This window comes from Lutimonas halocynthiae, assembly GCF_030409835.1.
GTDB lineage: Bacteria > Bacteroidota > Bacteroidia > Flavobacteriales > Flavobacteriaceae > Lutimonas > Lutimonas halocynthiae.
The window spans coordinates 25,179-39,916 of sequence record NZ_JAUFQO010000001.1; the positions used below are offsets into that span (position 1 = coordinate 25,179).

The following is a 14,738-nucleotide window of genomic DNA, read 5'->3' on the forward strand; positions in this document are numbered from 1 at the left end:
TTAATATTAGGATGGAGATCTTTTTATTCTGAAATCAAAAATCTCCAATCTTCAATACCTGCCTGCCGGCAGGCAGGTCCAATCTTCGATCAAATTTTAGCTCATCCCGCTAGTCGTAACACTTCTATCAATTTTTCTCATCAAGCCTTGTAATACTTTACCAGGACCTAATTCGATAAATTCAGTACCCCCATCGGCAATCATTTGCTGAATGGTTTGTGTCCATTTCACAGGAGCAGTTAATTGCGCCATGAGGTTCTTTTTTATTTCAGTAGGGTCGATAACAGCACTTGCTGTAACGTTTTGATATATCGGGCAAGATGGTTTTTCGAAACTTGTATTTTCTATAGCAGCAGCCAATTGTTCTCTGGCTGGTTCCATTAACGGAGAATGAAAAGCTCCACCTACAGGAAGAACCATTGCCATTCTAGCACCTTTTTCTTTAGCAGTTTCACAAGCTAGATTGATCGCTTCGATTTCACCAGAAATTACTAATTGGCCTGGACAGTTGTAATTCGCTGCCACAACAATTCCGGGAGTATTCTCACAGATTTCTTCCACAAGACTATCCTCTAGACTAAGTATCGCCGCCATGGTCGAAGGCTGCAATTCGCAAGCTTTTTGCATGGCTTGAGCTCGTTGAGAAACCAACTCAAGCGCTGCATCAAAAGACAAAGCACCGTTTGCAACAAGCGCAGAAAACTCACCTAGTGAATGACCTGCTACCATTTCAGGTTTAAAATCATCTCCTAAAGTTTTCGCCAATATCACCGAGTGTAAAAAGATGGCAGGCTGTGTTACTTTGGTTTGCTTAAGATCATCTACAGAGCCTTCGAACATAATATCGGTAATGGAAAAACCTAAAATATTATTAGCTTGGTTAAAAAGATCTTTAGCCAATGGAGAACTTTCAAAAAGATTCAATCCCATTCCTGAAAATTGAGCTCCCTGACCAGGGAATATGTATGCTTTCATTTTTAAATGTTTTTGTTGTTTAACAAAAGTACAGAAATCAATTTAGATTGATGATGTTAGATTAGAGATTGATGATACCAGCCTCTTCGGCAGGCGAGTTGAATTTCGAATTCCGAACAAGGAATTTCGAATTATATGTCTTATACTGAAATAGATTTGATTTGACCCATCTGCCTCTGCAGCAGGGATTGTTGATTGAAGATTGTTGATTTTGGATTTATAATCATGTGGTCCTCCCCTCTTGAGAGGGGAAGCTCGCGTGGCTAAAAAGAACAATGCATCATTACCTGAATTAATTCATGATTCATAATAGATTTAATTTATAATTTTGATGGGAAGTCCTCCCCTCTTGAGAGGGGAAATCCGACGCAGGAGGATAGGGGTGTGTTAAAGGTAATCGGAATCAACCTTCCTCCTCAAACTTCAAAATATAAGTCTCGATTTCCCATAAAACATTATCCATATCATTAAAAACTTGATCGTCAGAGAATCTTAAAATAGTTATCCCCAGATTCTTCAATCTTAAAGTCTTCACAGAATCCTTTTCGATTACCTCAATGAATTCATGTGAATATCCATCTAGTTCGATTCCTAAATTCAATTCAGAACAATAGAAATCTAGAATATAATTGTCGATAGGTTTTTGCCGGTTAAAATCATACCCATACATTTGTTTTCTTTTTAATTTCATCCATAAAAAGATCTCCGATTTTGTTGAATTATTCCTGAGAATTCTGGTAAATTTTGTTAAATGAGATTGGTATGGGATTATTTTTCTTTTTTTCATTGTTACGTTTTAAGAGTTAGTGAATTTGTTAATACAGGTTAACATTTGATGTATTCAAGTTCATTATTTATGTACCCCTAGCCTGTCTGTTCTTCCTCTTTCAAAACACACCCCTGAACCTATGGGTTCTTCCCCTCTCTAGAGGGGAGAATCCATCCATTAAAAACTCGTAAAAAAACTAATGGGTTTTTAAACCATTAATATTAAACATCTTCAGCCTTGCGGCTAACTCCTCTCAATACAGATCCTTTAGCCTATCGGTTCGCTCTCTTTCAAAACACACCCCTGAACCTAGCGGTTCTTCCCTTCTCAAGAGGGGAGAAGTCCATGCAAGAAAAACTCGTAAAAAAAACTAATGGATTTTTAAACCATTAATATTAAACATCTTCAGCCTTGCGGCTAACTCCTCTCAATACAGATCCTTTAGCCTATCGGTTCGCCCCCTCTCAAAACACACCCCTGAACCTAGCGGTTCTTCCCCTCTCAAGAGGGGAGGAGTCCATCCATGAAAAACTCGCAAAAAAACTAATGGGTTTTTAAACCATTAATATTATATACCCTTAGCCTTCCGGCTACCTCCTCTTAATACACACCCTCTGCCCTGTCGGTTCTTGCTCTCAGAATTCAAACCCATCACCTTTCTGCTATCCGACTTTAAAACACACCCCTGGCCTGTCGGCCATCCCCTCTCAAGAGGGGAAACTAACCTGGCTAAAGAAGAACATTACATCATTACCTGAATTAATTCATGATTCGAAATAGATTTAATCCTTGATTATGGTGGGGAGTCCTCCCCTCTTAAGAGGGGAAATCCGACGTAGGAGGATAGGGGTGTGTTTTTCAAAAAAAAACAAAAACCGGTTTTTTCAGAAAAAATCGTAATTTGTCCTAAACAAAACCAAACCTATGTCCATATACCTCGCTGAATTCCTAGGAACCTTTTTTTTAATCCTGATTGGTGGAGGCGTAGTGGCCGGAGTTGTTTTAAAAGACTCGAAATCCTTTGGGTCTGGTTGGAATACTATTGTTGTAAGTTGGGGATTGGCGGTAACTTTTGCCATCTATGGCGTGGGTAGTATTAGTGGAGCACATATTAATCCTGCAGTGACACTGGGGTTCGCTTTTGTTGGAGAATTTCCTTGGGGCAAAGTTCCTGGTTATATTTTATCTCAAGTAGCTGGAGCATTTTGTGGCGCTTTTATTGTCTGGATATTTTATATTCCTTTATGGTCTAGAACAGATGATCCGGCAGCTAAATTAGGCAGCTTTGCTACCATTCCTGCTGTGAGATCCTATGTGCACAACATGATTTCTGAGATTATCGGAACAGCTGTATTGATTTTTAGTTTGCTATTTATGGGTACAACTACTTTTACAGAAGGTCTAAATCCGCTAGTAGTTGGCGCCTTGATCATGGTCATTGGATTTGCCTTAGGAGGTACAACAGGATTTGCCATAAATCCGGCAAGAGATTTCGGGCCGCGACTGGCACATTTTTTACTTCCTATACACGGAAAAGGAAATTCAGATTGGAAATACGCCTTTGTTCCAATAATCGGACCTATTCTGGGAAGCTTCTTAGGCGCGTCCTGCTATCAATTGCTTTATAAAAATGATTTTCAAATTCGATATGGAATTGTTTTAGCCATCGTAGCGGCTATTTTTATCTCCGTAGTGGTCAACAACATACAATCTCAAAAAAATAAGGATCATGTCTAAAAAATATATTCTTGCCTTAGATCAGGGCACAACCAGTTCACGTACCGTTTTGTTCGACGATACAGGTAAAATCTACGGTATCTCTCAAAAGGAAACGGAACAGATCTATCCCAAGCATGGATGGGTTGAACAAAATGCGGTTGAAATTTATCAATCTCAGCTAGAGACCATGCACAACGTAATGCGTGATCAAAATATTGACTTTAAAGATGTACTGTCAATTGGCATCACCAATCAAAGGGAAACTACTATTGTTTGGAACAAGAAAACAGGAGAACCCATTTACAACGCTATTGTCTGGCAAGATGTCAGAACCAGTAAGTATTGTAAAGAACTTAAAGCTGATGTAAATCTGAACCAATATGTTCATTTCAATACCGGTCTGGTCATAGACTCCTATTTTTCAGCTACAAAAATAAAATGGATACTTGACAATGTACCCAAGGCAAGAGAGATGAGCAAAAATGATCAGCTTTTATTTGGAACCGTTGACACCTGGCTACTTTGGAACCTTACAAAGGGGAAAGTTCACGCTACCGATTATTCCAACGCTTCCCGAACCATGCTTTATAATATCAAAGACCTGGAATGGGATCAACAGATGTTAGAGAGGCTCGACATTCCAGCATCAATGCTTCCTCAAGTGAGACCTTCGAGTTTCCATTTTGGAGATTTCTCGTTCGATGAGCACGTTATCCCAATCAATGGCATCGCAGGTGATCAGCAGGCTGCCTTGTTTGGTCAGGCTTGTTTTAAAAAAGGAGAGACAAAAAACACCTATGGAACAGGTTGTTTCTTGCTGATGAATACCGGGAAAAAACCAAAATTTTCTTCTAATGGTTTGTTGACAACTATTGCCTGGGGAATTGATGGAAAAGTACAATATGCCCTTGAAGGAAGTGTATTTATTGCTGGAGCTGCCATACAATGGTTAAGAGACGGCTTACAACTCATTGATCATGCAAAAGATTCAGAATATTTTGCCAATCAGGTTGATGGAGACAGCAGCGTATATGTAGTGCCTGCCTTTGCAGGATTAGGAGCTCCTTATTGGGATATGGATGCCAGAGGCTCGATCTTTGGGCTGACTCGAGATACAGGCAAAAACCATCTGATAAAGGCCACACTGGAATCACTGGCCTATCGCAGTAAAGACCTGATTCTTGCCATGGAAGAAGATTCCGGAGTACCGCTGACTTCACTAAAAGTGGATGGAGGTGCCTGTGCCAATAATTATTTAATGCAGTTTCAGGCAGATATGCTGAATACCAAAGTAGAAAGAGCGGAAATTATAGAATCAACCGCACTTGGTGCAGCTTATTTGGCCGGTATTGGTGTAGGGCTATGGAAAAAAGAGGATATTTTAAAGAATAGAAAAATTGAAAAAGAGTTTCATCCGGCAATGGAAGAAGAGAAAAGAGTAAAAATGTATGCCACCTGGAAAAAGGCCGTCTCAAGGTCTATGGATTGGGAGACTGACTAGCAAAGAAATATGAAAAAAGACATAAACATCCCGAAAGTTGAAAATGTAAGCCTTGCTATCAGCCAGGAATATAATGAAGCCTTCAAATCAAATGATCATTATGCCTACCTTATCAACCATAAAGAAGTAGCCCTTGAAATGGTACTCATTGTAACTCAGGGAAGCGATGGCGAACGGAGCACTTCAACCATGAGGCATAAAATAGAAACCTTACCTCCTAATTCATTTGCTAAGGTTGAGCTCATGCAGGAAGCGTTAATGGCGCTTAACAACCATTTTAAAGTTACTTTTTTCGAAAACAATAAAATGTTCGAAAAAGAATTTACTCTAAAGAAAAACAGTTTTAAAGAAGGGGCTTTACGACATATAGACATCCTTAACAAAAGAGGCATTATCCTTAAATAACAAATTATGGCCAAACAATACGACCACATTAACCAACGAATTCAAAAATTCATTGCGGCACAAAAAATATTCTTTGTAGCCACTGCAACTGATCAAAGCAGGATCAATTTGTCTCCAAAGGGAATGGACAGTTTTAGAGTCATCGATAAAAACAAGGTGCTGTGGCTCAACTTAACAGGTAGCGGAAACGAAACGGCCGCACACATCAGTACAGACGGGCGTATTACAATTATGTTCTGTGCCTTTGAAGGAGCCCCCATGATCTTAAGACTCTATGGAAAAGGAAAGGTGATCAATCCTAATGATGAGCAATGGTCGTCGGTTGTTGAGTTGTTTCCAAAACAGGCCGGTACACGTCAGATTATTGAGATAGATATTGAAATGGTGCAAACATCATGTGGTATGTCTATTCCTTATTTTGATTTTAAAGAAGAAAGACTTCAATTAGATGACTGGGCACAGAATAAAGGTGAAGAAGGTATCAAAGAATATTGGAAGGAAAAGAATGAACTAAGCATTGATGGTATTCCTACCAAGATTCAGGAAGGATATTAGTATGGATTCATTCTCAAACCTGCATCGCGACAAAGCTATAAGCCGTTTAGAAAATGAAGACTTTGACCTACTTGTTATTGGAGGAGGGATTACCGGTGCCGGTATTGCATTAGATGCCATAAGCAGGGGATTAAAAGTTGCTTTGGTTGAGCAAAATGACTTCGCCTCAGGAACCAGTTCCAAATCTACCAAGTTGATTCACGGTGGCCTGCGCTATCTAAAACAATTCGATTTCTGGCTGGTAAAAGAAGTAGGCTCCGAACGAGCCATCATACATCAATTGGCACCTCATTTGGTGGTTCCTGATAAAATGATTCTTCCAATTATTGAAAATGGCACCTACGGTTCGTGGCTTACTTCAATAGGCTTGAAAATATATGATATCCTGGCTAATGTTGAAGGAGATGATAGAAGGCTTATGCTCGATAAAAAAACGACACTTGAAAAAGAACCGCTTTTGCCTGAAGACATATTAGAGGGCTCAGGGTTTTATGCAGAATATAGAACTGATGATGCCCGTTTAACCATCGAAGTATTAAAGACCGCTGTTAGACTAGGGACCTTGGCATTGAATTATTGTGAGATCTCTCAATTAAGCTATACTGATGGTCTGGTTGATGGCGCTTTGGCAACTGATCGATTCACTTCAAACAAAATTCCAATCAAAGCGAGGTATGTGGTCAATGCGACCGGGCCATGGGTGGATACCTTGAGAGAAGATATGGATCCACAGGCCAATAGGTCAAAAAGTTTACAACTCACCAAGGGAGTGCACATTGTATTTCCATATGAAAAGTTACCAGTCAAACAATCTGTTTATTTTGATGTTCCCGATGGGAGGATGATCTTTGCTATTCCGAGAGGTAAAGTAACTTATGTAGGTACAACCGATACAAAATTTGAGGCTGCTCCTGAAACAGTTGAAGTTGAATTAGTAGATGCCCTTTATCTCGTAAAAGCCGTAAACAATATGTTTCCTGAGATCGAATTACAACTGGAAGATATCATATCAAGTTGGGCCGGTTTAAGGCCTTTGATATACGAAGAGGGAAAATCGGCTGGAGAGCTATCGCGAAAAGATGAAATTTTTGAGTCTGACTCTGGGCTAATTTCCATAGCCGGGGGTAAACTGACAGGTTATAGAAAAATGGCTGAACGAGTTGTAGACGTTGTTTCTAAAAGAGCATCCAAACAATATGAGATGGATCTCAAAGAAGTGCAAACTGAAAAAATTGATTTGATTCAAGATCCATTTAAAAACTACAAAGCAGTCAAAGTATATACCAATAAAGTTTATCAGGAATGGAAAGCCTTTGGATTTGACAAATCAACCATCGAAGGGCTCGTGCACCGTTATGGAAGACAGACAGATACCATTCTTGATCGTTTCAAAGAAATTCCTGAACAAGACATTGAAATTAGGCTGGCCAAGGCTGAACTATGGTTCGGAATACATCATGAAATGATAAGCAAACCCTTGGATTTTTTCGAGAGAAGAAGTGGTCGGTTATTCTTTGATCCAGACACCTTACAAATGCTTAAAGACCCGATATTAAAAGAGTTCTCCAATTATTTCAGTTGGGATAAAGATACTTTTAGAAGAGAAAAAGAAATTTTAGACAAGACCTTTAAAAAGATTACTGAATTCAAATAATCTTTCTGCTTTGTTTTAAGAATTCGTGATGGTGTCTTATTCTTATATAGTTAATCATTCTATAATGGAATACACCCCTATCCTCCTACGTCGGATTTCCCCTCTCAAGAGGGGAGGATTCCACATCATATTTGAGCAATAAACAATAGTATGATTATGAATTCATTTGAATATCATCACATTGCATTATTAACTACTGGTTACATGTTTTATAGTGAAGAGATCCCCTCTCAAGAGGGGAGGATTCCACATCATAATTAAGAAATAAAAACCCTACGAATATGAAATCATCTGAATACCATCGTAATGCAATATTAACTACTTTTTACATATTTTATACTGAAGAGATCCCTTCTCACGGGGGGAGGATTCCACATCATAATTAAGAAACAAACAATGCTAAGAATATGGATTCATCTGAATACCATCGCATTGCATTTTTAACTACTGTTTACAAAATATCTACTGAATGGATCCCCTCTTGAGAGGGGAGGACCGACAGGTCAGGGGTGTGTAATGGCTTAATTCCCAATCTCCTAGTTAATAATATCAGTAAGCTTTTTAAACTCTTCCTTCGCATCCTTATTCTCATAAAGGATTCGATAAACCGAATTAATGATAGGCGTATCCGCACCGTTCTTCTGGTTGATATTATAGGCACTTTTTGTGGCATAATAACCTTCTGCCACCATACTCATTTCAAGCATAGCAGATTTAACGGTATATCCTTTCCCTATCATGTTTCCGAACATTCTATTCCTACTAAAAACAGAATAACCCGTAACCAATAAATCCCCTAAATAGGCCGAATTATTGATGTTTCGTTTCATCTTATGGATCTTTTTGATGAAGCGCTTCATTTCTCTGATCGCATTAGACATCAAAACCGCCTGAAAATTATCTCCATAACCTAAACCATGTGCCATTCCAGCAGCAATCGCGAAAATGTTTTTTAACATGGCCGCATATTCTGTACCGATGATGTCATCAGAAATTTTTGTCTTGATATACCTCCCTGATAATTTATCCGCAAGAATTTCAGCCTTACGCTCATCCTGGCAAGCTATGGTAAGGTAAGATAGTCGTTCCATAGCCACTTCTTCTGCATGACAAGGGCCTGTAATAACACCTATATTTTCAAAGGGAACCTTTAGTATTTCATTAAAATGCTCGCCTACAATCAGACCAGACTCGGGAACAATACCCTTTATGGCTGAAAAAATAACTTTCCCCTCGAGGGATGTCGTGATTTTTTCTAATTCTGCCTGTACAAAGGCAGATGGAACGGCGAATATCAGGTAATCTGCATACTCGATCATCTCATTGATGTCTTCAGAAAAATAAAGTTTATTGGGGTCAAAATAGGCAGAACTCAAATAATGAGGATTATGCTTGTTTAATTTAATGTGTTCAATGATATAATGACTGCGCATATACCAGCCAACCTCATTCAAATTTTCACATAACATCTTAACTATAGCTGTTGCCCAGCTTCCTCCTCCTATTACTGCTACTTTATGTTTCGATTGCATATATTGATCAATATGTACCAAAAGTAGTAAAATTTAAAGAACTAAGAAGGATAGGTTTTGATTATTAAATTCTATAAATTTGTTAGTGATTCATCCAAAATAGCTGTGTTATGAGTGATACTGATAAAAATGAAAATGCTAAGAAGGATCTGAAGAATGATCTGAAAGAAGGAGCCCAGAAACTAAAGGACAAAGCCAAAGAAATTGCCAAGGATATTGATGAAAATACCCAGGAATTTCAGGAAGAAGCCAAATCGACTGCCTCCGATTTTACGGAAGGCGCCAAGGAAGTATACGAACAGTTTACTTCCGATCATCAAAGCAAAAGGATTGTGGCAGGCATAATTGCCATTATTTTTGGTTCTTTGGGGATTCATAAATTCATCCTCGGTTATCAAAAAGAAGGTATCATTATGTTAGTTGTCAGCTTATTAAGTTTTGGTTTTTTAGCCGGACTTGTTGCTTTGGTAGGATTAATTGAAGGAATTATTTATTTAACAAAGTCTGATGAAGAGTTTTATCAAACCTATCAGATCGGAAGAAAACCTTGGTTTTAAATGGAAATAGTTGACGAATTAGGCAATAAATTGCCAGCTCCTCAGGAGAATAAAAGAATACTTGCCGGAGTTCTCGGGATTTTATTAGGAGTTTTTGGCGTTCATAAATTTGTTTTAGGATATCAAAATGAAGGGCTGACCATGTTATTAATTTCAGTGCTAACCTGTGGCATAGGAGCAATTTTTATTTCCCTTATCGGCTTGATCGAAGGTATTGTTTACCTCACTAAGTCTGACGAAGAGTTTTATCAGATGTATCAGGAAAATAAAAAAGGTTGGTTTTAGCTTGTTGAATTCTCGTGGTTTAATTTCCTTTCGAGTTCCTTCTGGAATTCTTCCATAACCGGTTTTACAGTACTTTCAGGAAGATCTGCTATACGAATATACATTAGCCCGTCAACAGCATTATTGAATTTAGGATCCACATTAAAGCCTACAAGCCTGGCATTTTGTTTGACATATTTTTTCATTAAGACCGGGAGTCTCAAATCACCAGGTTCGATCTCATCTATTATTTTATCAAACTTGTTCATATCAGCCTTAGTGGTGTCAAAAACAAAGTCTTTATCGGCAACATTCAATTTGACCTTATACTCTTTTTTTGGAGAAACATATTGGGCAATAAACGGGTCGTAATAATGAGATTTCATGAATTCGATCATCAGGGATTTCGAAAAATTAGAAAATTTATTACTGATACTAACGCCTCCCATAAGGTATTTATATTCGGGATACCTCAACGTGACATGAACGATACCCTTCCAAAGTAAAAACAAGGGCATGGGCCGCTGCTGGTAACTTTTTATGATAAATGCCCTTCCCATTTCTATGGTACTTTCCATCATGTCATACAACTCCGGTTCTATCTTAAAAAGGTCATTGACATAAAAACCTTCAATGCCTTGCTTCTTAAAAATGTCTTTTCCCAGACCCATTCTATAGGCTCCCACTAATTGCTTACCCACATCATCCCAAAGAAATAAATGCTTGTAAATTTTGTCAAATTCGTCTAGGTCTAAAGGCTTATTAGTTCCTTCCCCTACCGCTCTAAAAGTTAACTCTCTTAAGCGCCCTATTTCATTTAATATGTTCGGAATATCTTTGCTATCTGCCAAATAAATTCTGTAGGTCTTACTCGTAAAAAGTAAGGAATCGTTTTCATCCAACACCTTTAATTCTTTACTGATCAAGTCTGCATCCACTGGCTCAATAATCTTTTTGGGAGATTTTGGTAATTTGAAATTATTGGGATTGATATAAGAGCTGTTTTTTTCGAAAGGATTTGCCAGCATATAGGTCTTCTTCCTTAAATATTGATGGAAATCCTCCAGGCTTGTAAATGCATCTTGGTCTTTTACGGATATGGGCTTCCCAATTCTAACTTTGATCAGTCTGTGCTTTTGAGTGAGTAATTCAGAGGGTAGTTTTGCTGTACGCAGCGTATCGCTCATATTTGACAAGAAATAGAACAACTTGCTGTTTTTGGCATGAAAATAAATTGGTATAACCGGTACTTTAGCCTTTTTAATAATCTTGATGGCTCCTTCTTCCCAGGGTTTATCAACGACTAACTTTCCGTCCTTATAAGTTGAAACTTCACCTGCAGGAAAGATCCCTAATGGGTAGCCTTTGCTTAAATGAACCAAGGCATTTTTAACACCCGTTATACTTGATTTAGCGTCTTTGTGTTCCTCAAAAGGATTCACAGGCATCACATATTTTTTTAAAGGCAAGATTCTGTGCAACAGGAAGTTTGCAATAATCTTATAGTCAGGTCTTTTTTCAAGTAACAATTTTAACAACAATATCCCATCGATTCCACCCAATGGATGATTAGACACCGTAATAAAGGCGCCATCTTTTGGAATTCTTGCTAAATCTTCTTCCGGTATTTCAAAATCGATCTGAAAATCTCCCAAAACGCCGTCCAGGAATTCGATGTCTTCTTTGTGCATATGCCGCTCATATACCCTGTTTAACTCTGAAATTCTCAAGACCTTTAATAACATCCATCCAAAAAAAGTGCCCATCCATCCCATTTTATCGAGTTGAATAACCTTGGCTATTTCCTTTGAACTTACGAGACCCATATGTGGCTTAACCTTTTACAATTAGTTGGACAGTTTCTCTGCTTCTTTGTTTCAATAGCACTTCTTTGCTATCTTCTATGGTTGACACCACTTCCTCATTAAAATGCCTGATGGTATACAAACTGACATTTTCATTGTATTTCACTTTATACTTTGGTTTCAGTTTGGCCATCAACTCCTTAAAATTATTAAAATTATCCTCAATACACAGCGAAAAACTTATCGCCGAGTTTTGAATCATATTGGCTTTGACTTTGAACTCATGAAGTAATTTAAAGATTTCACTAATATCCTGTTCCATAACAAAATGGAATTCTTTGTCAGCTACTGAAATCAAGATCTGATTTTTCTTGACTATAAAACAAGGGATTTCCGGCACAATATCGAGTTCACTTCCTACATAGGTTCCTTTTTTTTCGGGAGCCAGAAATGACCTTACCCTTAGCGGTATTCCTTTGCGCTGTAATGGTTGTAATGTCTTAGGATGAATCACTGAAGCACCATAAAAGGCCATTTCTATGGCTTCTCTATAGGATATTTCTTCAATCAAAGTTGTCTGCTCAAATTCCCTGGGATCCGCATTGAGCACCCCTTGAACATCCTTGAAAATAGACACCTCTTTAGCATCCAGACAAAAAGCAAAAATTCCTGCAGTATAATCAGAACCTTCTCTACCGAGAGTAGTAGTTCTTCCCTTGTTATCTTTCCCAATAAATCCCTGGGTTATTGTTATTGACGATGTGTCGACATGCTTTAAGATTCCCTCGGATGTTTTATCCCAGTTAACCTTTGCCCGCCTAAAATCGCTATTCGTTTTAATGCACTCTCTAACATCAAGCCAGGTATTTATAAGGCCTACATCATTCAAATAGGCGCTACAAATTCTTGTGGAAAGAAATTCGGCCCTACTAACAACCTGATCGTAAATATAATCGTAATCTGTTTCCTGATTCTGATTAAAAAACTGTGTGATTTCAAAAAATACAGCCTCAACTTGCTCGGCAACAAAGTCATTCTCTTTAAAATCTAACCGATCAATGATATCAAAATGAAAGCTTTTGATTGCTCCAAAAACCTGTTGAAGCTTATCCGTTTTTAAAAAATAAGCATTGACAAGGTCTTCAAATGCATTGGTCATTTTCCCCATTGCTGAAATCACAATGAGTACTTCCTTTTTATCCAATTTATGCAGTGTTGATACAAGATTTCTGACGCCATTGGCGTCTTTTACTGAAGCTCCCCCGAATTTAAATACCTCCATTGATTCTATTTAAACAATCCAAATAAATTATTCTTGTGCTATAAAGTTCTGTAAAGAATGCTCATTCATATGCACTACCTGCCATCCATCAAGAATTTTGGCCCCTGTAGATACATAAAAATCAACAGCAACCTTATTCCAGTCAAGTACTTCCCAAGATACCCTTTTCAACTCTTTCTGATGGGCAAAAGACAATACCTTGGTGTAAAGTGCCTTGCCTATACCTTCACCTCTGAAGGCTTTTTTGACGATTAGGTCTTCTAAATGAATCGACCTGCCTTTCCAGGTAGAATATCTTTCATAAAAAAGAGCCATCCCTACTATTTCACCCTTCTTTTCAGCGATAAACACCTTAAACAATGGATACGTTCCAAAACCATCTCTTTCCAAATCTTCAGCAGTAATCTCAACCGCATTGGCCTCTTTCTCAAAACTAGCCAACTCTTTGATTAGCATTAGAACAGCAGGCATATCAGATTTTTGCCCTTCTCTCAATATTATCTCCATATTTGCGTTTTAAAGTATACAAAAATAACCATATTTGTATACGAATCCTCTAAACTCAAATAAAATGCACAAACCTAAAACCCTCGGAGAGTATATCATTGAGAATCAGAATGATTTTCAATATTCTTCCGGAGAATTGTCTCGCCTTTTGAGCTCAATCAAGTTGGCAAGTAAAGTAGTAAATCACGAAGTAAACAAAGCTGGATTGGTTGATATTGTTGGAGCAGCCGGCGAAACCAATATTCAAGGTGAAGATCAACAAAAATTGGATGTTTACGCCAATGATATCTTTATGAAAACTTTGGTAAACAGAGAAATCGTCTGTGGTATCGCCAGTGAAGAAGAAGATGATTATGTGGTAATTGAAGGGAAAAACAAGTCACATGACAATAAATATATCGTGCTCATTGATCCTTTGGATGGTTCTTCAAATATTGATGTAAATGTTTCTGTCGGAACTATTTTTTCAATTTATAGAAGGGTTACCCCTATTGGCACTCCAGTAACTAAAGAAGACTTTTTACAACCTGGAAACCTTCAGGTAGCCGCTGGTTATGTTGTCTACGGAACTTCTACAATGATTGTCTATACCACGGGGCACGGTGTTAACGGATTTACACTAAACCCGGCTATGGGAACTTATTATTTGTCTCATCCAAATATGATGTTTCCTGATGATGGAAATATATATTCGATTAATGAGGGCTATTATGTTCATTTTCCGCAGGGGGTAAAAGATTATTTAAAGTATTGTCAGGAAGAGGAAGGTAACCGACCTTATTCTGCTCGTTATATAGGGTCATTGGTGTCAGATTTTCACAGGAATATGATAAAGGGAGGTATATACATGTACCCAACAAGTTCAAAGTCGCCGCAAGGGAAACTGAGATTGTTATACGAATGTAATCCAATCGCTTTTCTAGCCGAACAGGCTGGTGCCAAAGCCACAGATGGCTACAAAAGAATTATGGAAATCAAACCGACTGAATTACATCAGCGCGTACCCATTTTTTGTGGAAGTAAGGTGATGGTTGATAAACTGGAAGAATTTATGGCGAAGTATCCGGAGAGTGCTGATTATTAAGTGTTAAGTGTTAAGTGTTAAGTGTTAAGTGTTAAGTGTTAAGTGTTAAGTGTTAAGTGTTAAGTGTTAAGTGAAAAATATTTTTTTCTACATCAAACGGAAATACTTAATCCTTAAAACTTAGTCCTT

General features: G+C 38.0%; 14 protein-coding genes. 8 read left to right on the forward strand and 6 right to left on the reverse strand.

The window, feature by feature from the left end; genetic code table 11:
• Window positions 1–96: 96 nt before the first annotated feature.
• On the reverse strand, window positions 97–975 hold the full coding sequence (gene fabD, locus QWY87_RS00100; RefSeq protein WP_290287179.1) for an ACP S-malonyltransferase: 879 nt from the start codon (window positions 973–975) through the stop codon (window positions 97–99).
• A gap of 403 nt (window positions 976–1,378) precedes the next feature.
• Window positions 1,379–1,762: an endonuclease domain-containing protein gene (locus QWY87_RS00105; protein WP_290287180.1), complete on the reverse strand. Its 384-nt coding sequence runs from the start codon at window positions 1,760–1,762 to the stop codon at window positions 1,379–1,381.
• Window positions 1,763–2,668: 906 nt separating this feature from the next.
• Here QWY87_RS00105 and QWY87_RS00110 point away from each other — a divergent pair.
• From QWY87_RS00110 to QWY87_RS00130, 5 genes are read left to right on the forward strand one after another with little or no spacing between them, the layout of a single operon-like run.
• Complete coding sequence (locus QWY87_RS00110) at window positions 2,669–3,481, forward strand: MIP/aquaporin family protein (RefSeq protein WP_290287181.1); 813 nt, start codon at window positions 2,669–2,671, stop codon at window positions 3,479–3,481.
• Window positions 3,474–4,964 (forward strand): glycerol kinase GlpK, encoded by a 1,491-nt coding sequence (gene glpK, locus QWY87_RS00115; protein WP_290287182.1) that lies wholly within the window; start codon window positions 3,474–3,476, stop codon window positions 4,962–4,964. The genes QWY87_RS00110 and glpK overlap by 8 nt, the downstream gene beginning before the upstream one ends.
• Before the next feature lie 9 nt (window positions 4,965–4,973).
• Window positions 4,974–5,369, forward strand: a complete 396-nt coding sequence (locus tag QWY87_RS00120; RefSeq protein WP_290287183.1) for a hypothetical protein — start codon at window positions 4,974–4,976, stop codon at window positions 5,367–5,369.
• A gap of 6 nt (window positions 5,370–5,375) precedes the next feature.
• Window positions 5,376–5,924: a pyridoxamine 5'-phosphate oxidase family protein gene (locus QWY87_RS00125; RefSeq protein ID WP_290287184.1), complete on the forward strand. Its 549-nt coding sequence runs from the start codon at window positions 5,376–5,378 to the stop codon at window positions 5,922–5,924.
• Window positions 5,890–7,578, forward strand: coding sequence for a glycerol-3-phosphate dehydrogenase/oxidase (locus tag QWY87_RS00130; RefSeq protein WP_290287185.1), 1,689 nt, complete (start codon window positions 5,890–5,892; stop codon window positions 7,576–7,578). Before QWY87_RS00125 ends, QWY87_RS00130 begins: the two co-directional genes overlap by 35 nt.
• 536 nt (window positions 7,579–8,114) lie before the next feature.
• On the opposite strand, the gene QWY87_RS00135 is transcribed toward QWY87_RS00130, so the two are convergent.
• Complete coding sequence (locus tag QWY87_RS00135) at window positions 8,115–9,110, reverse strand: NAD(P)H-dependent glycerol-3-phosphate dehydrogenase (protein ID WP_290287186.1); 996 nt, start codon at window positions 9,108–9,110, stop codon at window positions 8,115–8,117.
• A gap of 110 nt (window positions 9,111–9,220) precedes the next feature.
• On the opposite strand from QWY87_RS00135, the gene QWY87_RS00140 reads away from it, so the two are divergent.
• On the forward strand, window positions 9,221–9,667 hold the full coding sequence (locus tag QWY87_RS00140; RefSeq protein ID WP_290287187.1) for an NINE protein: 447 nt from the start codon (window positions 9,221–9,223) through the stop codon (window positions 9,665–9,667).
• Entirely contained in the window at window positions 9,668–9,952 is a 285-nt protein-coding gene (locus QWY87_RS00145) for a TM2 domain-containing protein (protein WP_290287189.1), read from the forward strand.
• Here QWY87_RS00145 and QWY87_RS00150 read toward each other — a convergent pair.
• The 3 genes from QWY87_RS00150 to QWY87_RS00160 are packed head-to-tail and all read right to left on the reverse strand — an operon-like array spanning window position 9,949 to window position 13,525.
• Window positions 9,949–11,757: a GNAT family N-acyltransferase gene (locus tag QWY87_RS00150; protein ID WP_290287192.1), complete on the reverse strand. Its 1,809-nt coding sequence runs from the start codon at window positions 11,755–11,757 to the stop codon at window positions 9,949–9,951. The two genes, QWY87_RS00145 and QWY87_RS00150, sit on opposite strands and share 4 nt — an antisense overlap.
• A 7-nt stretch (window positions 11,758–11,764) precedes the next feature.
• Window positions 11,765–13,018 (reverse strand): aspartate kinase, encoded by a 1,254-nt coding sequence (locus QWY87_RS00155; RefSeq protein WP_290287194.1) that lies wholly within the window; start codon window positions 13,016–13,018, stop codon window positions 11,765–11,767.
• Window positions 13,019–13,045: 27 nt separating this feature from the next.
• On the reverse strand, window positions 13,046–13,525 hold the full coding sequence (locus QWY87_RS00160) for a GNAT family N-acetyltransferase (protein ID WP_290287196.1): 480 nt from the start codon (window positions 13,523–13,525) through the stop codon (window positions 13,046–13,048).
• A 64-nt stretch (window positions 13,526–13,589) separates the two neighbouring features.
• Between QWY87_RS00160 and fbp the strand changes: the two genes are divergently transcribed.
• Complete coding sequence (fbp, locus tag QWY87_RS00165; RefSeq protein ID WP_290287198.1) at window positions 13,590–14,609, forward strand: class 1 fructose-bisphosphatase; 1,020 nt, start codon at window positions 13,590–13,592, stop codon at window positions 14,607–14,609.
• Window positions 14,610–14,738 lie beyond the last annotated feature (129 nt).